Annotated in this window: 20 protein-coding genes; 8 read left to right on the top strand and 12 right to left on the bottom strand. The window is 42.9% G+C overall.

The window, feature by feature from the left end; genetic code table 11:
* Positions 1 to 18 precede the first annotated feature (18 nt).
* A complete protein-coding gene (locus BA81_RS16115; protein ID WP_034283682.1) occupies positions 19 to 1,677 on the bottom strand; it encodes a pyridoxal phosphate-dependent decarboxylase family protein in 1,659 nt (552 codons plus the stop codon).
* 579 nt (positions 1,678 to 2,256) lie between these two features.
* On the opposite strand from BA81_RS16115, the gene ltaS reads away from it, so the two are divergent.
* The gene (gene ltaS / locus BA81_RS16105) at positions 2,257 to 4,239 is read left to right on the top strand and encodes a lipoteichoic acid synthase (RefSeq protein ID WP_034283678.1); all 1,983 of its coding nucleotides are present in this window, start codon (positions 2,257 to 2,259) and stop codon (positions 4,237 to 4,239) included.
* A gap of 98 nt (positions 4,240 to 4,337) precedes the next feature.
* Positions 4,338 to 4,925, top strand: coding sequence for a YjgB family protein (locus BA81_RS16100; protein ID WP_034283677.1), 588 nt, complete (start codon positions 4,338 to 4,340; stop codon positions 4,923 to 4,925).
* Positions 4,926 to 4,968: 43 nt separating this feature from the next.
* Here BA81_RS16100 and BA81_RS16095 read toward each other — a convergent pair whose 3' ends face one another.
* On the bottom strand, positions 4,969 to 5,472 hold the full coding sequence (locus tag BA81_RS16095; protein ID WP_034283676.1) for a DoxX family protein: 504 nt from the start codon (positions 5,470 to 5,472) through the stop codon (positions 4,969 to 4,971).
* Positions 5,473 to 5,667: 195 nt separating this feature from the next.
* Between BA81_RS16095 and BA81_RS16090 the strand changes: the two genes are divergently transcribed.
* Complete coding sequence (locus tag BA81_RS16090) at positions 5,668 to 6,426, top strand: DUF817 domain-containing protein (RefSeq protein WP_034283674.1); 759 nt, start codon at positions 5,668 to 5,670, stop codon at positions 6,424 to 6,426.
* 18 nt (positions 6,427 to 6,444) lie between these two features.
* Here the strand turns inward: BA81_RS16090 and nagE are convergent, their stop codons facing one another.
* Positions 6,445 to 7,812, bottom strand: coding sequence for an N-acetylglucosamine-specific PTS transporter subunit IIBC (nagE, locus tag BA81_RS16085; protein WP_034283672.1), 1,368 nt, complete (start codon positions 7,810 to 7,812; stop codon positions 6,445 to 6,447).
* Positions 7,813 to 8,000: 188 nt separating this feature from the next.
* On the opposite strand from nagE, the gene map reads away from it, so the two are divergent.
* The 3 genes from map to BA81_RS19430 all read left to right on the top strand — a co-directional run bounded on the left by map (position 8,001) and on the right by BA81_RS19430 (position 9,308).
* Positions 8,001 to 8,750 carry a type I methionyl aminopeptidase gene (map, locus tag BA81_RS16080; protein ID WP_024424611.1) on the top strand — a complete coding sequence of 250 codons (750 nt, stop codon included), beginning with the start codon at positions 8,001 to 8,003 and terminating at the stop codon, positions 8,748 to 8,750.
* Between the two features lie 124 nt (positions 8,751 to 8,874).
* Complete coding sequence (locus BA81_RS19820) at positions 8,875 to 9,036, top strand: hypothetical protein (RefSeq protein WP_087976421.1); 162 nt, start codon at positions 8,875 to 8,877, stop codon at positions 9,034 to 9,036.
* A gap of 134 nt (positions 9,037 to 9,170) precedes the next feature.
* A complete protein-coding gene (locus BA81_RS19430) occupies positions 9,171 to 9,308 on the top strand; it encodes a YflJ family protein (RefSeq protein ID WP_064497716.1) in 138 nt (45 codons plus the stop codon).
* A 42-nt stretch (positions 9,309 to 9,350) separates the two neighbouring features.
* On the opposite strand, the gene BA81_RS16075 is transcribed toward BA81_RS19430, so the two are convergent.
* Positions 9,351 to 10,001, bottom strand: coding sequence for an MOSC domain-containing protein (locus BA81_RS16075; RefSeq protein WP_034283671.1), 651 nt, complete (start codon positions 9,999 to 10,001; stop codon positions 9,351 to 9,353).
* 122 nt (positions 10,002 to 10,123) lie between these two features.
* On the opposite strand from BA81_RS16075, the gene BA81_RS16070 reads away from it, so the two are divergent.
* A complete protein-coding gene (locus tag BA81_RS16070) occupies positions 10,124 to 10,393 on the top strand; it encodes an acylphosphatase (protein WP_034283670.1) in 270 nt (89 codons plus the stop codon).
* 19 nt (positions 10,394 to 10,412) lie between these two features.
* Here BA81_RS16070 and BA81_RS16065 read toward each other — a convergent pair whose 3' ends face one another.
* Both BA81_RS16065 and BA81_RS16060 read right to left on the bottom strand, forming a co-directional pair.
* Positions 10,413 to 11,519, bottom strand: coding sequence for a nitric oxide synthase oxygenase (locus tag BA81_RS16065; RefSeq protein ID WP_034283669.1), 1,107 nt, complete (start codon positions 11,517 to 11,519; stop codon positions 10,413 to 10,415).
* 104 nt (positions 11,520 to 11,623) lie between these two features.
* Positions 11,624 to 12,181, bottom strand: a complete 558-nt coding sequence (locus BA81_RS16060; RefSeq protein ID WP_034283668.1) for a PadR family transcriptional regulator — start codon at positions 12,179 to 12,181, stop codon at positions 11,624 to 11,626.
* A gap of 112 nt (positions 12,182 to 12,293) precedes the next feature.
* On the opposite strand from BA81_RS16060, the gene BA81_RS16055 reads away from it, so the two are divergent.
* A complete protein-coding gene (locus BA81_RS16055) occupies positions 12,294 to 12,779 on the top strand; it encodes a phenolic acid decarboxylase (protein ID WP_008341777.1) in 486 nt (161 codons plus the stop codon).
* A 61-nt stretch (positions 12,780 to 12,840) separates the two neighbouring features.
* Here the strand turns inward: BA81_RS16055 and BA81_RS16050 are convergent, their stop codons facing one another.
* The 6 genes from BA81_RS16050 to BA81_RS19015 all read right to left on the bottom strand — a co-directional run.
* Complete coding sequence (locus BA81_RS16050) at positions 12,841 to 14,472, bottom strand: M14 family metallopeptidase (protein WP_034283667.1); 1,632 nt, start codon at positions 14,470 to 14,472, stop codon at positions 12,841 to 12,843.
* A 177-nt stretch (positions 14,473 to 14,649) separates the two neighbouring features.
* Positions 14,650 to 15,948, bottom strand: a complete 1,299-nt coding sequence (gene citM / locus BA81_RS16045; protein WP_034283666.1) for an Mg(2+)/citrate complex secondary transporter CitM — start codon at positions 15,946 to 15,948, stop codon at positions 14,650 to 14,652.
* A gap of 347 nt (positions 15,949 to 16,295) precedes the next feature.
* On the bottom strand, positions 16,296 to 17,273 hold the full coding sequence (locus BA81_RS16040) for a tripartite tricarboxylate transporter substrate-binding protein (RefSeq protein ID WP_034283665.1): 978 nt from the start codon (positions 17,271 to 17,273) through the stop codon (positions 16,296 to 16,298).
* A 3-nt stretch (positions 17,274 to 17,276) separates the two neighbouring features.
* Positions 17,277 to 17,972, bottom strand: a complete 696-nt coding sequence (locus tag BA81_RS16035) for a response regulator (RefSeq protein WP_024424602.1) — start codon at positions 17,970 to 17,972, stop codon at positions 17,277 to 17,279.
* Between the two features lie 3 nt (positions 17,973 to 17,975).
* The gene (locus tag BA81_RS16030; protein ID WP_034283664.1) at positions 17,976 to 19,571 is read right to left on the bottom strand and encodes a sensor histidine kinase; all 1,596 of its coding nucleotides are present in this window, start codon (positions 19,569 to 19,571) and stop codon (positions 17,976 to 17,978) included.
* Between the two features lie 140 nt (positions 19,572 to 19,711).
* On the bottom strand, positions 19,712 to 21,717 hold a 2,006-nt coding region (locus BA81_RS19015), incomplete at its 5' end, for an exosporium glycoprotein BclB-related protein (RefSeq protein WP_051627370.1).

The raw sequence follows: 21,717 nt of genomic DNA, 5'->3' as shown, positions 1-21,717 counted from the left end.
TCCACTCTCAGATTTGATTTAAGCATGTACATTTTCAAATTGTCCACAAACAGATGCAATCACATCTTTTAAATAAGATACGATATGAGGGATATGCTCTGGTAACGTATAAGGTGAGATGACAAAAAACTTACTAACACTTAGATAGAATTCTTGGCCTTCTTTCGAGTTGACAAGTAAAAACTTCGTTGTATCGCCAAAGAACATCTCATCTCTTTTCTCTCCAAGCTTTTCAAACAGCATTTTGTTCAATTCATTGTTCCGCTCAATTTCGATTGAAGTCGCTTCGCCAGAAATCTCTTCTTGAAAACGCGGTGAGCCGTCTAGGTAAATTCTAAATAATGTAGCCATTCCGACGTTGTCATCATTCACGACTTCTGCTTGCGGAATTTCCCGACTAAGTGCTTCTCTGAAGGCAAGGTTCACTTCTAAGAATTGACCAAGCAAGCGCTGATAGCCTTCAATCCCAAACGTTAACAGCACACTCAGCATACTGATCGAGCTTCCCATTCTTGAGCATTCCAGTGTATAACCCGTATGGTATTCCCCGTAGCCTCTATGGCCAACATATGGTGTCTCCTGTTCTTCCAGGTCCAAACGCTTTAAGTCAGCAGCGTTTTTCACTAGGAATAAACTGGATGTGTAAGGTGTTTGGCCAAGCTTTTGAAAATCAAAGCACATCGAGTCTGCAAGAGACAGATGCTGGAATTTCGCTTTGATTTCTTTTAGCATACGAAGAACACCGTCTGAGAATTGCAGCGGGTTTTCCGATACATCATACTCATTAAAGAAAGCAAAGAATCCACCCAGCGCCGAATCTGCATGAATATGCGGCACCTTCAGATCATACTTTTCAGCAATCGTTTCTGCTGTTTCACGTACCCCTTTTACATCATCAATTGCAATGGCATCTGTTGTTCCGGTTGTTGCAACAATATAAACGGGAATCCCGCCACCCTGTGCAACACGTTCCATTTGACAACGCAAATCTTCCATATCCATTGAATGATCTTTATTCGTCTTAATTCTGATTAAGTTGTTTGTGCCAAGTCCTGTTGCTTCCATTGACTTAAATAGGCTGTAATGTGCAGCATCAGAACAAAACGCATAAAGATTTTGCGGAACTCCTTTTCGCAGTGACTCCGGCGCAGCTTTTGCGATCGCTAAACGAAGTCCTGAAAAAATCGCTCCTTGACCTCCCCATGTTGTGTATCCCCCGCTCACATTTGGATCATATCCGATGAGCTTAGACATCATTGAGACCACTCTGACCTCAGCTTCCGCACCTGCTGGTCCATAAACATCCCATAGGTTGTTTCCGTTTACCAGCATCGCTGTCAGCATGCCTAAAATTCCTGGTGTACTTGCCATTGGCAAAATGTTCGTGAAGAAATACTTGGTGTGGTATGGATGGTTATGTAAAAGCTTCAGTAATTCTTCATTCACAAGTTCCGCTTGCTGGCCGTTCATCGGAATTTGACTTGTTTCAGTGAGCTTTTTGTAAAAGTCCTCCCCACGATTCTTTTCACCTTTAAGGTGTGCACGGTTGGGATCTTTCAGGTCATCGAACCCTGAAATGATCTGCTCCATCAATTTGATGAGTTCTTTACGCTCTCCTGCATTTCCGTCCTCACTCGGAAACCAGTTCTGAACGAGGTTCTCTGCTCGTACAGTCATATACTATCAATCCTTTCAATGGAAGATTTCCTGTCACTGTCTATATCGACCCCAATTCAGAAGTTTATAGTCTCAATATGTTCACTTAAGTATATTTAGATAATTTGTTCACTTATTAAAATAAATAAAACCCTTAAAAAACACATGAAAACCATTATTTTCGTGAAACACAAAAATATATTGATATATTGTTCGAGAGGGATTTTTATCCATCGCTTTGTTCCATTCCATGGCTCATTTTTTTTGCTTAACCTGCATAAACATTAAGAAACAATGGAAATACTCTCTAAATGACCATTGTAGAAATCAAATTAATTCTTTAGACTTGTGTCTTTTTACCTGTTTTATTGATATAGCAACTGGAAAATTACTGAATTTTCTGTCAATAATAGGTCGATTTTCATAAAAAGTTTTTCGATGGGCGAATATTTTCATTTTCTCTCCTTTTATTGCTCGGACAGGCTTCCAAAGGCTCTTCACTGGTTATGACTTTTCTATTTGTGCATTTCGTGGTATATTCTAATGGTTCGTTTTCTTTCGTTCCGCCTCTTCCGTTTAACGGAGAAAAGGAGTGTTTATATGAAAACATTTATTCAAAAAAGAGGTCTCGGCTTCTTTCTGATTGCAGCCGTCTTACTATGGCTCAAAACGTATTCAGCGTATTTAATCGAATTTAAACTTGGTATATCAAATGTGCTTCAGCATATTTTGCTTTTCGTGAATCCTATTAGCTCCAGCTTGTTCTTTCTTGGCTTTGCTTTATTGTTCAAGAAAAAATGGCAGCCTGCCGCTATCATTGTGATTCACTTTTTCATGTCTTTTTTACTATACGCAAACATCGTGTACTATCGATTCTTCAATGACTTTATCACGCTGCCTACAGTGATGCAGGCAGGAACGAATGGCGGACAATTAGGTGATAGTGCATTTTCACTCATGCGTTGGACTGATGTGTTTTACTTTATTGATACAATCATTTTGATCGTACTTGCAGTCCGCATGAAAAGGCAGCAGCAAACAAGTACAGCCACTGTACCTGTTCAAAAGTCAAAATCGTTTAGACTCGTCCTTGTGTCCTCTGTTGTGATCTTTGTTTTAAACTTAGTGGCTGCAGAGATCGATCGTCCAGAGCTTTTATCAAGATCGTTCGACCGCAATTATTTAGTTAAATATTTAGGCGCTTATAACTTTACTGTGTTTGATGCCATTCAAAATGTAAAATCAAACAGCCAGCGTGCTCTGGCAAATTCAAATGACGTGACAGATGTAGAGAACTATTTAAAAGCGAACAGCGCTGATCCTAACCCTGCTTATTACGGGAAAGCGAAAGGCATGAACGTCATTACAATTTCTCTTGAATCTCTGCAAAACTTTGTCATTGATTATAAGGTCAATGGAAAAGAAGTAACGCCATTCCTTAATTCATTGGCACACGACAATAAAACGTTTTACTTTGATAACTTCTTCCATCAAACAGGACAGGGAAAAACGTCTGATGCTGAATTTATGATGGATACTGGGTTATTCCCATTATCACAGGGCTCTGTTTTTATTAACAAGGCGCAAAACACATATCAAGCACTTCCTGGTATTTTGAAGAAGGATCAATATACGTCAGCAGAATTCCATGGAAATACGAAAACCTTCTGGAACCGTAATGAAATGTTTAAATCCTTTGGATATGACAGATTTTACGATTCTGAGTACTACGATATGAACGAGCAGGATACGAAGAACTATGGACTGAAAGACAAACCGTTCTTCAAAGAATCGATGCCAATTCTTAAAAACATGAAGCAGCCGTTTTATTCGAAATTCATTACCTTATCGAACCATTTCCCATTTGGAATGGATGAAGGTGATACTGATTTCGAGCCTGGTGATTTCGGTGACTCTGTCGTCGATAACTACTTCCAATCGGCTCATTATTTAGATGAAGCGATTGAACAGTTCTTCAACGATTTGAAAAAGTCAGGTCTCTATGACAATACCGTCGTTATTATGTACGGAGATCATTACGGTATTTCTGAAAACCATAATGAAGCGATGGAAAAAGTGACAGGGCAAAAAATTGGAGATTATGAAAATGCGCAGCTCATGCGTGTGCCGCTCTTTATCCATGTTCCTGGCGTAAAAGGCGGACAGATTCATAAATACTCTGGTGAAGTCGATGTCGCACCAACTCTTCTGCACCTGCTTGGCGATGATACGAAGAACTATTTAATGTCTGGTTCTGATATCTTATCGAAGAACTTTAAAGAGCTTGTGCCATTTAGAAACGGTGACTTCGTGTCTAAGGACTACACGAAAGTAGGCAATAACTATTACAGCAACAAAACAGGCGAGAAAATCGAGCCAACTGACAAGGCATCGCAAGAAAATGAAACGGTGAAAAAGATGCTGGAGACATCTGATAAGATTGTCACCGAAGATTTACTCCGTTTCTACAAGCCTAAAGGCTTTACACCGATTGACCGCAACGATTATGACTATACAAAGAAAGTACAGGATGAAAAGGATTCCTCTTCCGCCAAAGATGAATCCAACTCTTCTTCAAAATAACGTTCTCATGCTAAGAACCAGCCGATCCTTGATCAGCTGGTTCTTTTCACGTTTGATCATGATGGCCCCGGGTATAGGAGAAGAAGGAGGGATTTATCATGAAGAAAACAGCAGCTTTTGTCGTAACTGCCTCACTTGCTTCATCGGCCCTATTCGGTTTCAGCCCTGCGGTCTCAGCACACGCCATGATTAAACCAGCAGCAGAGCAATCCGTTCCTCAAGGTCCAAAAGCCGCGCTTAACAGCATTTATAAGCTGGCACATAAAGGACAAATGCCCTACTATGCGAAGGGACTGAAAATAGGCGTTCAAACAAAAAAAGACGTTCATCATCAGCTCGGACATCCATATCCAGAAACAGGTCAAAGCAGCTTTGATTTGTATCATGCTGAAATGGGGAATCCTGGATTTGCTTTTCACTATGATGCGAAAGGCAAAATTGATGAAATCCGTTATTTCGGTACAAATGTAGAAAAAGAAACAAATATCGGCGGTATGACCCCTTCGTTACTAAAGAAACAGCTTGGACCAGCGGATTCAGTGAGTACCATTCCTCAGACAAAAGAGAAAAAATATGTGTATCGAACCGGTGATTATGAACTCGAATTTATCGTAGGCCATGATCCAGATATGAGTCAGCATGAGCTCACCGTCCTGCATATCAACCTCATTAAAGCCGATTCTTAAATAAAAAAGCATCCTGAGCTTGTGCTCAGGATGCTTTTCTTTATTATGATGCCACTTCTAACTGCGGCTTTCTTTTCATTGTTCTTTTGAGGACTGGACCTGCGACATAATCAAGTCCAAATTTGCCTGCATTCCCTTTCGCTGCCATGATAATGATGGCTATGAGCAGAAGCAGCGGGTTCACAGAGACAGTTCCAGCTAGTAAGAAAGAGACATTCATCACGCTTCCAAAAAAGGCTGCCGTTGTTGTAAACAATCCAACAATTAATCCTAGGCCTACTAAGATTTCTCCCCACATGACCATGGCACTGAATAGTCCGGCATTTGGCAAAGCGACATTTTCTAAAAACCATACATAGAACGGATACACTAGATGACCATCTTTGACGACAGGTTCAGATATTGCAAATTGCAAATAGCCTGACGCATCAAATCCACCTGTTAGTTTTCCAATACCAGATGTCAGCCAAGTCCATCCGATATAAAGTCTTGCTGCCAAAAGGATAACGGCTGCCCATACATTCGTTTGTAAGAATTTTGTAAACATGATGATGCCTCCTTTTAAATTATGTGAAATATTTCACATTTTCTTTATGATCTTATTATACTATTCGAAATGTTATTTGTGATCTTTTTCACATATATATTCACAAATTGTTCATGAATATCTAGTTGAGGTAAACTTTTCCCTTGCTAAAACCGTCTAAGTCATTTCAGACAGTAAAAAGGGGTTTAATTTTGTATGAAAACACTATTTCATTTTGCTTATTTACAAGCCATCTCATGTCTATTCCCCGTCATGATCTTTGCGGCGCTTGCCCTATCAAAGACGGTGTCTATTCCTTTTCTTCACCGGTATGATTTCATTCTACTGCTTTGCATCGCAGCTCAGATCCTGATGCTGACGCTGCGGCTGGAGACTTGGGCGGAGCTAAAGGTCATTTGTCTATTTCATCTCATAGGAATCTGTTTAGAAGTGTATAAAGTACATATGGGCTCTTGGTCCTACCCTGAAGAAGCTTATACAAAAATATTTGGGGTTCCACTTTATAGCGGCTTTATGTATGCGAGTGTGGCTAGTTATATTTATCAGGCACTTTCACGACTTCATGTAAAAGTGGCCGACTGGCCTCATCCATTTCTTTCAATTGGCATCAGTTTGTGCATTTATCTCAATTTCTTTACTCATCACTGGCTCTATGATGTCAGGTGGTGGCTGACATGTCTGCTTGTTGTTGTGTTTCGGAAAACGTCAGTTTCGTTTCAGGTTGGTCCATCTTCCTTTCGAATGCCGCTTGTTGTTTCATTTCTCCTGATTGGCTTTTTTATTTGGGTGGCCGAAAATGTCACGACCTTTTTAGGCGCATGGCAATATCCAAATCAGCAGCATGCTTGGTCTCTCGTCCATCTTGGTAAAATCAGTTCGTGGTTTTTACTTGTTGTCATCAGCATTGTACTGGTGATCGAACAGCGTAAACAAAAAAACGTTCAGCCCATTTGACCTGGCTGAACGTTTTTTTTAATCTCGATCGACTTCCTTACGGAGATCATCTGCGACAAATTCTACATTCGTTCCAATGATGATTTGTACGGTTGTTTTTCCAGAAGTCAGGACCCCTTTGGCACCTGCTTTTTTCAATGTACCTTCATTTAATAAATTTGTATCCTCTACTGTTAAGCGAAGACGTGTGGCACAATGATCAATCGTGGTGATATTGTCTTTGCCGCCAAGTCCCTCTACGAGCATACTCGCTCCTCCTGCCGTCACCGTATCATCCGCTGCGATATCTTCCATGTCATCATCTTCCCTGCCTGGTGTTTTCAGCTTTAATAGTTTAATGAGGAAATAGAAAACGACAAAGTACACGACGCCATAAATGATTCCTACTACAAGAAGCAAGATCGGTTTTTGCGCAATTCCGAAGCTTAAGACGTAATCAATCGCACCTGCTGAAAAGGCAAAGCCGCTATGAATCCCAAGAGTGTTTACAATAAAAAGCGAAAGCCCCGTCAAAATAGCATGGACACCATATAAAAGTGGAGATAAAAACATAAAAGAAAATTCAATTGGTTCAGTGATCCCTGTTATAAATGATGTAAGTGCCATCCCAATCATCAGACCAGCTGTTGCTTTTCGCTTCTCAGGTTTTGCAGTTACAACCATGGCTAGACATGCCGCTGGCAGACCAAACATCATCACTGGGAAGAATCCGGTCATAAAGACACCCGCGCTTGGATCTCCTTTAAAGAATCGCGCTAAATCCCCTGTTGCCCCGCTGAATTCCCCGAATTGAAACCAAAATAAGTTATTCAAGACATGGTGAAGTCCTAATGGAATGAGCAATCGGTTAAAGAAACCAAACAGCCCTGCACCTGTTGCACCAAGACTTAAAATCCATTCTCCTAAATCATTGATTACACTTTGAATCGGCGGCCATACATATCCGAAAACGGCTGCTAATAGAATGGTGAAAAGTGCCGTCATAATAGGCACAAGCCGCCTTCCGCTAAAGAAACCTAAGTATTCCGGCAGTTTCGTATCCTTAAATTTATTGTAAACATAACCTGCCAAAAGCCCGCATAAAATACCGCCCAATACCCCCATATTGTTGGTTGAGTTGATCGACGTTGTACCGGCTGACAAAATAAAATAAGAGATCGCTCCTGATAATGCCGCTGCCCCGTTCCCATCCTTTGAAATACCAATCGCTACACCCATTGCAAAAATTAAAGCCAAGTTCGCAAAAATTGCATTCCCTGCCGCATGAATAAACGGGATATTGAATACATCCTCCCGCCCAATGGCCAAAATAATCCCTGCTGCTGGAAGTACAGCGATTGGAAGCATAAATGATTTTCCTAGCTTTTGAAAAAACTGAAACACCATCTGATTTCCCCCCTTTGTCATCATCATGACCAAAATCATTCATGATGTTCATAAAAAATATATCATATGCACGTCTAGTTATCTATACCAATTTGTCCACATCCATTTGAATTCCGCTCTTTACTCTTTTTGCGTAAAATGTGGTAAGCTATTGAATAGAATGAAGATATAGAAAGCGGGAATGAACAGTGATTGTCAAACATGATCATGAGTTAGAAGCCTTAAAAAAAGTCGGCCGAATTGTCGCTTTGGCAAGAGAAGAAATGAAAAGCCAAGCGAAACCAGGCATGTCTACAAAAGAATTAGATTTGATTGGGAAAAAAATATTAGAAGAGCACGGTGCCAATTCAGCACCTGAAAAGGAATATGACTTTCCTGGTACCACTTGTATCAGCGTAAACGATGAAGTTGCACACGGTATCCCTAGTGAAAAAACCATTTTACAAGAGGGAGACCTCGTGAACATTGATATCTCAGCAGAGCTTGACGGATATTATTCCGATACAGGTATTTCATTCGTTTTAGGAACAGGTGATGCTCGTCTTGAAGCATTATGTAAGTGTGCGGAGGATGCGTTCCTTGAAGGATTAAAGCATGCAAAAGCCGGTAAAAGACAAAACCAAATTGGCCGCGCGGTCTACAATACAGCGAAAGAACAAGGATTTACTGTCATTAAAAACCTGACAGGACACGGCATTGGGAAGAATCTGCATGAAGCACCCAACCATATTTTGAACTACTATGATCCATTCGATAATGCTTTGTTTAAAAATGGCACAGTCATTGCCTTTGAACCTTTCATTTCAACAAATGCTGAATCGATTTATCAGGCTGATGATGGCTGGACATTTAAAACACCAGATAAAAGTCTAGTGGCACAGATTGAACATACGATTGTGATTACTAAAGACGAACCGATTATTTTAACAAAGCTGTAAGCCAAGCGGGTCCCCTCCTTCACTGGAGGGGATTTTTTCATGCCCGTTTCACGAATCTGTCACGACTAAACAAAAAAGCCTGTGGTAAAATAGGCAAAGATATGCGAAAGGGGTCTTATTTGATATGTGGTTCATCATCATAGGTGTTATCTTTTTCATCGAAAGTATTATCTTAACGGTTGTAGGGATTAAGAAAAAACAATCCATGATGACCTATCTTGGTGTTATCATCATGATTATGACGGTCGGCATGATCCTCGTTACCCTCAACCCGCCAAATTCATAAATCAATATTTCCAGCATATACATGGATCATAGGCAGATAGAATCAGTTTTCATTTCTTGACACCTGCACGCTTTTCACCTCCTTTTTTGAGATGTTACAATGCAGGCAGTTTCAATTGAAAGGAGTTTTCTATCATGCATTATGGTAGCAAAGGCTGGTATGTCGAAGAATTAAAGAAGCTTGGTGTGACCAAGCATGAAGGAAGAAAGCTTCAAAGCTTAAAAACATATTTCCTTGCAAATCTTCTTGAGCAAAAGAAACGCAGCTCATAAGCTTAGAAAAGCCGCACATCTTAAGCTGATGTACGGCTTTTTTTAAATGTGCTGAATTCGTTTTTCTAAAGACTTCCTGACCACATCTGCTAAGGCATCTACTTCAAGAACGGCTTTCAGTCTCTCTGGACTTGTTTGACGATATTTCACTTCATTGACCTCATGGACCGTAATGTGATGGGACGCTTTTTCTACTAGTACTAGCGATGCATCAGGCGGCACCATGCCTTCTTTCAATACACGTAAATAAAAGCCTGTATACCCTGTTTTTTGCACTTCCTTTACAAGCTTCATGTTGCCATGCTTAAGAGATAATTTCACACAAGGCTGTCTTGGCTGGCTCACCTCAACAAATGCATCTCCAAGCTGAAACACATCGCCAATATGCACATTCGTTTCGACTAGCTGGCGTACTGTTACATTCTCGCCAAAGGCAGCTTCCTGTAATGGAACCCCTAAAAATTGTTCAAAGTGAGCATAATGATCATACGGAAAGACGCAGACGGCTTTATCATAACCCCCATGATGAACCAAATCCCCCTGACCATCTCCTTCAAAATTGACCTGACTTAAATACACAGGCTCATGAATGCGCCTTTTGTTGATGGCTGTTTTGATTTCTTTTCCATTCGCATAGGTAATGATAGGTTGTCCCACTTGGATTCCTTCTATGTCGTATCTCTTTTGTCCCACGATGGCCATCTCCTTTGGTTGTCTACTGGCTTTTATTTTACATCGTTTGACAATCAAATCATAGTCGAGGCGTGAAGATCAGATGCAGGCTATGGTACGATGTGAAAAAAGGAGTGATGATCATGATTCATTATCACGCCATTGTAAAAGGACGTGTGCAAGGAGTCGGCTTTCGTTATTTTGTTCAGGGAGAAGCTGTCAATCGTGGAATGAAAGGCTGGGTACGCAACACAGATGAAGGTCATGTCGAGTTAAAGGTAGAGGGTGAGCAGCAGAAAGTGATTGATTTCTTAGAGACTGTCCGGAAAGGAAGTCCTTTTTCAAAAGTCACCGACATGCAAATGGAGCCGCTCACTGAGCTGGCTCATTATCAGGATTTTCGAATAAGATAATAAAAAAACCTAGCTTTCGCTAGGCTTTTTCTGTCCCGTGATAGGGCTTGTCCTGATAAAAATAGTTTGGTTTCACAATGGTATTGTCGTAATTCTTGTGGAATATGTGGGTAGCAGCTGGTGATACTGGGGGAATCAGCCATGTCCAGTCCCCAGTCAGCTTGCGGTCAGCCTTTTCTTCCTGCTTTTCAAACTGCTTGAATTGATGTGCTGCTGTGTGATGATCAACAATGGTCACCCCTGCTTTGCGATAAGAATGGAGAACCGCCACGTTCAATTCGACAATGGCTTTATCCTTCCAAAGGGACGAATTCTTGGTTGTGTCCAGTCCTAAAAGAGAAGCGATTTTTTTCAGCATATTGTAGCGGTTTTCATCCGCTAGGTTGCGTGCGCCAATTTCTGTGCCCATATACCAGCCATTAAACGGTGCAGCATTGTAATGAATACCGCCAATCTCTAATTTCATATCAGCAATAATCGGAACCGCATACCATTTCAGTCCTAAATCACGGAATTCATCGTATTCAGGATGGGTGATCTCTACCTCTTGGACGATTTCTTTCGGAAGCTCATACAGAACAGGCGGCTGATCTTTTAGCTGAAACATGAGAGGCAGAATATCAAAATGTGTGCCCTCCCCTTTCCAGCCATGTTCTTCACATAATTTTGTTAATTCAAGAGATGCCTCGTCGCCGATGATGCCATATTCAGTTTCATAGCCTGCATAACGAACGAGCTGATGATTATAAATGACGACTTCCTTCTGCCTGTTCTTCTCTGGGGGAAAGACCGTAATGGACGGTTTGATTTTCCCGCCATTTGTCGCATACTCAATATGATGAAAGAGCGCCTCCTTCACCTCATCCTCTGTCTTTACATGCCGGCAGTCATGCACTTGCAGGGTCGACCAAAACAAACGGCCAATGCAGCGGTTACTGTTGCGCCATGCCATTTTCGCCCCGTAAGCTAATTCCTCTAGTGTATGCGTATAAATTCCTTCAGTTTCAATTTCTTTTTTTATTTCATGCAGACGTGCTGCTTTCTCTTCATTTGACTTGTTTAATTCTTCATAGCATACAGAAATAAAAGCTTCTGCTTCAATCCACAACGCTTCTTGATTACTCAAACATACTCGCCTCACTTTAATACGAATATATCCATTGTAGCGGTTTCTATTGATAAATTCACTCGTTTCAAACCATTTTTTATCATATCATCCGACCATTGTCCTTAGACCATAGATGAATCAATACGTTTAAGGGTCTTTTGGAGCCAGCGGACATAGCCTTTTTCTCTTTCAATTGCCCTTGTCAGCACTAAGTAATGCCCAAATTGAGCTGAATGCAGCGATTCAGCAGAAGGGTCTTCCTCTGTCAAAGCGTGCAGCTTTTGTTCCAGCACATCTACTTTCTTGGTGCGCTCTAACAGTTGATAGGCAAACAGGTCAGCCGCTTCTTTTTTGTCCATGGAGGAGATGAAAAAGGTTTTGAGCATGAATTCATCCTTTGTTGTTTCCGGAATCGGATCTTTTGTTTTTAACCACTGACGCAATTCTTCTTTTCCTGCCGCTGTGATTTGATAGACCTTCTTCTCCAGCTTTTTTCCTTGTATGTGAATATCAAATTCAATAAATCCTTCCTCTGTAAGACGCTTCAGCTCAGGGTAAATCTGACTGTGCTTCGCACTCCAAAACTGTCCAAGGGAATCCTTAAAATGTTTTGTGATATCGTATCCCGTCAGCTCATGCTGATCCAGCAAGCCAAGAATGGCATATTTTAGTACTCTCATGATGTGCCTCCAACGCTTATTCTTTGACAATAGTATACCATAGACTTTAAAATAAATATGTAAATCACAACATGTTTGAAAAAACATCATTCTAATGAAAGAAGGAATAAACATGGATCAATTCGTTGGACTTCATATGATTTATACGTATGAAAATGGCTGGGAATATGAGATTTACATTAAAAACGATCACACCATTGATTACCGCATTCATAGCGGAATGGTTGGAGGTCGCTGGGTCCGTGATCAAGAAGTCAATATTGTGAAGCTGACAAAAGGCGTATACAAAGTCTCTTGGACAGAACCAACTGGTACAGACGTCTCTCTGAACTTTATGCCTGAAGAAAAACGCATGCATGGCGTCATCTTCTTCCCAAAATGGGTGCATGAACGTCCAGACATCACCGTCTGCTATCAAAATGACTACATCGATCTCATGAAAGAATCTCGTGAAAAATACGAAACCTATCCAAAATATGTTGTCCCAGAATTTGCGGACATTACGTATATCCATCATGCAGGTGTGAATGACGAAACCATTATCGCAGAAGCACCATATGAAGGCATGACAGATGAAATAAGAGCTGGACGAAAATAAAAAAAGCGGCACGCCTAGTGCCGCTTTTACATTTGATAAAGGGCTATCATTTTAGTCCTTTTTATTGAATGCCTAACGTCTTTTTTGGAAGCATGAAACGATAGACTGGCAGTTCATCACCTGCTTTTGAAGCAATAAACCCTGATGACATATAGCTGTCCTTTGATTCTGGTTCAAGGGCAAGTGAGAGCAAATTGGTTTGCGGCTGTGCCGTGACATATACCTTTGTTCCTTTTGGCAGCTGGCGTTTCTTGTCAACGAGTTTTGTTTCAAGCTGAATATCTGTTTTGCTCTTTTCCTCTCGCTTTGTCACCTGATAGGCTTGTACCGGCACTTTCATGCCAGCCGGCAATGTGACACTTTTTAATCCTAATGTTCTGAGTTTCCTTTCTACTCCTTCATGCCCCGGAAGAATGAGATAAGCTGTCGGCCGTTCTCTTGTTAAGACGGGAACAGCATCGCTCGCACTGTGAAAGCGTACAGGAACTTGAGTCGTTTGTCCCTTCTCAATATCAACCATTTCCAGCGAGTCATTGACAGATGCTTTGAAATCATCTTGAATGACCACCTGATCATCATCATTTGACTGCAGTCCTTTTTTGACCAGCTTCAGCCGCTCCGTCACCATTTGCTGCTTCACCTGTTTGGCATGTTTCACTGTAGTTTCAATGGTTTTTTCATGAGTAGCTACTTGTGCAGCGACGCGGCGGGCAAAATCCTCTCTTCCAATCCCAATCCCTCTGCTTTCTACAAGAAATGACAGGGCTGGCGAAAGTGCAAGGGCATTACGACCAATTCGCGCATCCGTTCCACCTTCATAGATGTCGATCTTTCCATCCTTTCCTCTTGTGTTTGTATAATACAAATCGTTAGAAAACCCTTTATTTGTCAGCGCTTCACGAACTCCGTTTACATACAACTCATTTGATGTCAGCCGGATGCTTTCTGGAATATTTAGATTCTTCCCTGAAAGAATAAGCAAATCATGATATTTGAGAGCGCCTGATGAACCGATATTTTCAAACTGCTTTTGACCCACATCGTATTCATGGGCATCAATGACCACTTCTGGCGCATACCGATTAAATTCTTGATGCAGGGCTGTCAGTTCTGGAGATTCTAATGTCATATGATCACGGTTTCCGTCTAATCCGTTTGCCAGTCTGCGGTCAAACGCATAAGAACCATCAGGATTTATTCTTGGGACAATGATGATATTGACATGATTGAGTATACGCTCTCCTTCTTCACCTGCTAATCGTTTTGCAATGACGAGAGCAGATTCACCGGAGGCTGGTTCATTTCCGTGTATTTGTGCTTGGAGCCAGATGGTTGGCTTTTTTGAAAGTGGCGTGATGGAGCGATCCTTTGTAAAGTACAGAGCCGGAATGGATCTGCCTTCAATGGATGTTCCAATCTTTCTCTGCGTGGCGTAAGGACTTTTGCGGACAATGTCTCGTAAGAAAGTTTGTAGCTCTTCTTGGGTCGTAAATGCTTCTCCTTTTTTCTGAAAGGCAGGGGTATCAAACGTCTCGTCAGGCTCAGGGTATAGCTTTTTCACTGAAGCCGGCTGTTCATAACTCTTTCCATAATAAGGGGTTTCTGCATGAGCTGAAGCTGGGCTCACCATCGACAAACTGCCTGCTAAGAGGCATGCAGCAGCAAAAAGAATCGTGCCTTTTCGTTTGGACATGCTATCCTCTCCCTTCGTTGATTTGCATTATAAAGAAAAAAACAGCAAAAGTGTCAGTATTTTTCAAAAATAAATCTTTTGGAGGAACAGGCTTGTCTTTGTCTAGGGCAAATGAATGGAGCCTGGTCGGCAATATGACCTAAAAAAAGTGCCTGCCCGCAGCAGACACTTTTTTATTTACCAGATGGAAATGGCCCCAATGAGAACCGCCATGACGGTCATAGCGACGACTGCCAGCACAGCCCATTTCATCCCAAATTTCTGATGCTGATCCAGTGATACGCCAACAAGTCCAACAAGTAAATGAGTCGATGGAACAAGTGGACTTAACATATGAATCGGCTGACCAATAATAGAGGCTCTGGCAATCTCAATTTTATCGACACCATATGCTGCCGCTGTTTCTGATAGGATCGGCAGTACGCCGTAAAAGTATGCATCATTCGGCATAAAGAAAGTAAAGATCCCGCTTGTTAATGCGACAATGACTGGAATAAAGCCGCCCAGCTGCTCTGGAATTGCAGATACAATCGAAATCGCCATTTCATCGACCATTTTCGTTCCAGTTAGAATACCTGTAAAAACACCTGCCGCAAAAATCATCGAAGCAATGGCTAAAACGTTTGTTGAGTGAGCCGCAATTCGCTCACGCTGCTGGTCCAAGTTCGGATAGTTCACGATAATCGCCACACAGAAAGCAAGAACAAATAGAACAGTTAAGCTGACTTTACCTGATACAAGCAGCAGCACCAATAACAAAGTCAGCGCCAGGTTAAACCACCAAAGCTTCGGCCGTTTGATGTCATCTTGCAGTGCCGCTGCCATTTCATTTGCATGAATCGGCTGGTCAAGTTCAATCACACCAAGGCGTTTTCTTTCGGCTTTTCCAAGAAAATAAGCAACAATAATCATACTGAGAACCCCTGCACCAATGACTGGAATCATTGGTCCAAATAAAAGTGAAGGATCGACGCCAAGTGCACTCGCCGCTCTAGGTGTAGCTCCTCCCCATGGAATTGTATTCATAATTCCCATGCCGACCCCGGCAATACCCGCTAAAATAATTGGACGGATGCCAAGCAGCGTAAATAGTGGAAGCATCGCTGTTGTTGTAATCATATACGTTGTCGTTCCATCACCATCAAGTGCAACAAGCATCGTCAAGACAGCTGTTCCGACAACGATTTTTAATGGATCGCCTTTAACGATTTTTAAAATTTTCGCCACCATTGGGTCAAATAAACCCGCATCAATCATAATGCCAAAGTACAAAATCGCAAACATGATCATGACTGCTGTTGGTGCGACTTGCTGCACACCTTTAACAATCATGTCTGAAATTTCAGTAAAATGAAAACCTGCAATAAGAGCAAATGCAATTGGTGTTAACACCAATGCCGTTAAAACAGACATACGTTTCGTCATAATCAAAACCATAAATACAATCATCATAAGAAATCCTAAGATTGCTAACATATTGTTCACCCCTTATGTTGTATACGCTTTCATTAATGTGTTGGTATCCCATTTCCAACCCTTTTTGTCATCATATCTGAGGTGAGAATTGAAGTAAATATTATGAATTTTAATTCTTTTTCGGTCGATAAATGCTTTTTGTTCATTTTGTTCAAACATTGGGCTTTTTAATTCCATGAAAAAAACAAAGGGTTTATTTAAGCCCTTTGTCTTCTTTTCAGTGTGATAGAAAACCTTTGCAGTCTAGGAAGGATGAGTACTGGAGCGGAGCGAATATGAGATTCGTGAGCACCAGCACACAGAACCGGCACCGAATGCAAGGGTTTGTCTACACGCTGGAAGCGGTCTCACTCGATCGCTTGTTCTCCTTGTATCAATTGCTCATATTGCCTTAATTGATCTTCCATAAAGACCTTTGCCTCTTTGCTGTTCATATAACGACTTGTCCAGCCCTTTTGCTTTAATCGCTTTTTCCAGGACTTCGTTTTCGTCATTTTTTGAAGAAGCTGATCCCATTCACGAACCTCATGCTGACTCATTTGTTTTGGGCCCATCACACCGCGCCAATGGGAAAAGATGAGCGGAATGCCCTGCTCTTTCCATGTCGGCACATCTTCAAATCCATCTAAGCGCTGGCTGGTTGTCGTCGCTACGAGCTTCAGCCTCTTTTTTTCATAATCATGACGAACCTCTGTAATGGTAGTCGTTGCTGCATCCACCTCATGGTCGATGAGCGCCTGAAATAAATCATCTGCACTGTCAAATTTCAAAAATTGAATGCGATATGGATCAATTCCTGCCATTTCTGCTGCCCGGGCGAATGAGATTTGATCATCATTTCCAAAATCAGGGGCAAATCCAATTTTTAAGGAATCTGGTTTTTTCTTAAGTGCGTGTAACAGCTCCTTCCCATTTGAAAAAGGAGAATCCACTGGGACTGCGACGACCTGCCACTCTTCTGCAAGGATTGCCAGCGGTGTCACATCATTCATCGTCACGTTACTGCTGCCAAGCAAATTACGGCTTAACAATAAGCTTGAATTTAAACTGATATAGTTGGCTTCTCGCTCCATCATGTATGTCCATCCTTTATCCACCGTTCCGCCTCTTTGATAAAGAATGTTCACAGGCCGGTTCACCAGCTTCTCTTGTTCAAGCACTGATTTCATCACCTGAGCCGTTTGGTCAAATCCCCCCTCTGGTACACCCGACACCACAATATATAAGGAGCTTTGCTGCAGGAAAGAATCACCGGCCTTTTTTTCATTAAAGGTGAGCGTCATACAAAGGCAGAGCACGATCACAAAAAGTATTCCTTTTTTCATCTTTTATGACTCCGCTTGTTTGGCAGGGTAATATTTACGTTCAGGTCTGCCAATGATTCCGTATGCAAGCTCTGCCCGGCATTCCCCTGTTGTCACGAGATACTCTACGTACCGTCTCGCCGTTGTACGTGATGCGCCCATCTTTTCCCCGAGTTCTTCTGCTGTAATTCCGCTATTCTCTGATGCCATCAATGTTTTCACTTTATCCAAGGTCAGTGAATTGATGCCTGTAGGAAGATCTCTGTCATCCCTTTGTTTTGGCTCTTCCTGCATCTGCCCAAAAAACAGATCGATCATCGTTTGATTGACTTCATCCTTTGAATTGATGATGTCTTTCTTCTCTTTATATTCAGTTAAAACTTGTGCAAACTTTTGTGCGGTCACCGGTTTGATTAAATAATGAACCACTCCGTAATGAAGCGCATCTCTTAAAAGCGTCGTTTCCGTTGCAGCCGTGATAATGATCACATCTACTTCAGGATAGCGTTCTCTTAAAAGCGGCAGCAGGTTTGTGCCGAGCTCATCAGGCATATAGACATCAAGCAAGATGAGATCCACTTGTTCCCTCTGGAGCGCCTCCCACATATCCTTTGCACTCTTTGCCTTTCCAGCGACCTTAAATCCTTCTATCTTTTGTATATAAGATTCATGAATGGCAGCGATTCGAAAATCATCCTCCGCAATGAGTACCTTAATCACCATCTATTCCCCCTTTGTGCCTTTCGGTATGTATACAGTGAAGATGGCACCGCCTTCTTTTTGGTTCGCAACTTCAATCCAGCCCCCAAGCTCGTCCAACACTTCTTTCACATTTGCAAGCCCATAGCCTCGTCCTTCTCCCTTTGACGAATGGCCTCTTGTGAAAATCTGTGACAGCTCCTCTTCATTCACTCCATCACCTGAATCTGACACTTCTATGATAATATCAAACCCAATATCTGTGATGAACAGGTCTACCTCGCGCTTCTCCTTATTTAATACAGCTTCAAAAGCATTATCTACGAGATTGCCAATGATGGTGATAAAGTGAGATAGGCTTAAATGAGCTGGGAGCGGCTCTAGTGAGCTATTTTCATCAATGTGGAAATGGACTTTTTTCTCAGATGCTTTCCCTAACTTGCCAAGTAAGATGGCTTGTATTTTAGGAGAACGAATCTGCTTCATGAGTAAATCGTGCTGACGGTTTTGCAGATGATATTCTTCTTTAATTAAGTCGATGGCTTCATCGAATTGCTTCAGCTCAAGCAGGCCTAAGATGGCGTACAGCTTATTTGAGAATTCGTGCGTTTGTGCCCTCAGGTCTTCTGAATATTGACTGACCTCTGTTAATGTATCCAGCAGCTTCGTCAGCTCTGTTTTCTCCCTGAAGCTCACAATCCCTCCGAATACTCGATTCTCCTGCATTACTTTTTTCACATTTAAGACATAGGTTTTATCATTGACGACGGTTTCGATGTTAGGTTCAATCGTCTCTGACTTTAAATAGAGAAGAAGTTTGGCATTTGGCAAGACTTGATCAATATGAAGGGGCAGCTCTGATGAGACGCGCAGCATGTGCTCAGCGGATGTATTCATCATTGTAATCGCGCCTTTCTGGTCAAACGCAATGATCCCTTCTTTTATAGCGAGCAGCATCGCTTCTCTTTCTCGATACAACGAAGCTATTTCATGCGGCTCAAGCCCTAATGTATCTTTGCGAATACTCTTCGTTAAAAAAATCGCACCGAATATGCCCGGCAAGAGCACAAGAAGGGCAATATAGCTAAGCTTCAATAGCTGATGAGCTGTTGCTTGATCGATTTCTTTTTTTAAAAATTCGACGGTGACTGTGCCGATAATTTCTTCATGCCCTTCTGTTTCTTTCATAATGGGTGCACTGCCTCTGACAACGGTTTCACCATTAGAATCATCAGTTGATATGGAAGTTCCTCCAAATAAGAGGGTACTTCTTCCTTCCGATACACTGATGGTCTTTCCTACGTCCTCATGATTCGTATGAACAAGGACCTTTCCTTTTCGATTGGTAATGAAGATGGCATGTGCTCTTACTTGCTCCTTCATTTGCTCAAGCACTGCCTGTTCTTCATTTTGGGACGCTGATAGAGCCACCGATGCTTTAATGGGCGGCATATATGATATTGTTCTAGCGGTCTGCACCGCCAGCTGTTCAGCTTGTCCCTGCCTTTCTGATGTCTGCAGAAAACCAAAACAAATGGTTAATAACGCAATGACAACAAGCAAAAGCCCGATAATTAACCCCAAAATTTTCGTTTGTAAAGTGACTTTCCTTTTGCCCATCCTCACCGCTACAACCCCTAATTCAGTAGATTCACCCGAATAGACTCTATGAAAATGATATCATTTTTTCTGACTAAGTTAAGAGAAAATTCTTTCAAACAAAAAAGACGACTCAAAATCGAGTCGTCCCTGTATGCCTATTACGTGATCGATAAACCAGCACTCGCATAGCCTGCTACAGTATTCACTAAGGATAGACCTGTAGCTGATGCGGAGAATACAACAAGCAATCGTGTTTCCGGTGTGACTGGTACATTTAGACCAGTCGCAATACCGTTTGCAATCGCACCCAGCGTTAAAACACCGGTTAAAGCTGGTGCTAATGTGACACTCGCTACTTGAGTGAAACTGTTATTTGGTGTCGGTGAAGCGAATAGACTAGCCGTTACGGTAATACTCGTGCCGACTAAAGAAAGAGCTGCTGTTGTGCTGAAATAGCCTGCAAATGACGTGATCGTCCCAGCTCTCGGAACTGAGAACGCCATGTTGAGTAAAGTGCCTGCAGCGCCTGTTAAATCAATTACTCCGCCTAAAATACTGACACCTGTCGCTGAGTTACCAAATCCGATCAAGCTGGATGTTCCAACAAGACCGCCTGCAATTGTTGTCAGGACAGCAGGTGTACCTGATGCAAACGGAATGATCGCACTCGATCCTGTCACTCCTGTTGGACCGGTGGCTCCTGTGGCTCCTGTACCTGTGACTCCGGTGGCTCCTGTTGCACCGGTTACACCCGTTGCTCCAGTTAAACCTGTAATACCCGTTACACCGGTCACTCCTGTTGCTCCGGTTGCTCCGGTAACGCCTGTAACTCCCGTAGCTCCGGTTAATCCAGTTGCACCGGTCGCTCCAGTCACTCCTGTAACTCCCGTAGCTCCGGTTAATCCAGTTGCACCGGTTGCTCCGGTAACCCCTGTAACTCCCGTAGCTCCGGTTAATCCAGTTGCACCGGTCGCTCCAGTCACTCCTGTAACTCCCGTAGCTCCGGTTAATCCAGTTGCACCGGTCGCTCCAGTCACTCCTGTAACTCCCGTAGCTCCGGTTAATCCAGTTGCACCGGTCGCTCCAGTCACTCCTGTAACTCCCGTAGCTCCGGTTAATCCAGTTGCACCGGTCGCTCCAGTCACTCCTGTAACTCCCGTAGCTCCGGTTAATCCAGTTGCACCGGTCGCTCCAGTCACTCCTGTAACTCCCGTAGCTCCGGTTAATCCAGTTGCACCGGTCGCTCCAGTCACTCCTGTAACTCCCGTAGCTCCGGTTAATCCAGTTGCACCGGTCGCTCCAGTCACTCCTGTAACTCCCGTAGCTCCGGTTAATCCAGTTGCACCGGTTGCTCCGGTAACCCCTGCGGCTGCTAATAACGTATAATCTGGTGACGTATCTGGTGTGCCTGTTGGCGGTGCCGTATTCACGATATAGGTTCCCCCTTCATACGTGACCCCTTGGCCTACTGGATATGTCGTTGCTGCCGCTGGATCAAACGCTGTGACGCCGGCTAAGCCGATTCCCGTCGCTCCTGTGATCCCTGTTGCACCTGTTGCGCCCGTATCACCAGTTACCCCAGTTGCACCTGTGACACCGGTGGCTCCGGTTGGACCAATTTCTCCTGTTGCTCCTGTAACGCCAGTAACTCCGGTTGGACCAATTTCCCCCGTTGCTCCCGTGACGCCAGTGACTCCGGTTGGGCCAATTTCTCCTGTTGCTCCTGTTGCTCCCGTCGCTCCTGTACCGGTTGCACCTGTAACGCCAGTCGCGCCTGCGGCTGCTAATAACGTATAATCTGGTGACGTATCTGGTGTGCCTGTTGGCGGTGCCGTATTCACGATATAGGTTCCACCTTCATACGTGATCACTTGACCTACTGGATATGTCGGTGCTGCCGCTGGATCAAACGCTGTGACGCCGGCTAAGCCGATTCCCGTCGCTCCTGTGATCCCTGTTGCACCTGTTGCGCCCGTATCACCAGTTACCCCAGTTGCACCTGTGACACCGGTGGCTCCGGTTGGACCAATTTCTCCTGTTGCTCCTGTAACGCCAGTAACTCCGGTTGGACCAATTTCCCCCGTTGCTCCCGTGACGCCAGTGACTCCGGTTGGGCCAATTTCTCCTGTTGCTCCTGTTGCTCCCGTCGCTCCTGTACCGGTTG

Origin of the sequence: Bacillus safensis FO-36b (assembly GCF_000691165.1) — a bacterium.
Classification (GTDB): Bacteria; Bacillota; Bacilli; order Bacillales; family Bacillaceae; genus Bacillus; species Bacillus safensis.
The sequence above is the reverse complement of the archived record's forward strand: the minus strand, read 5'-3'. Positions and strand labels throughout refer to the sequence as shown.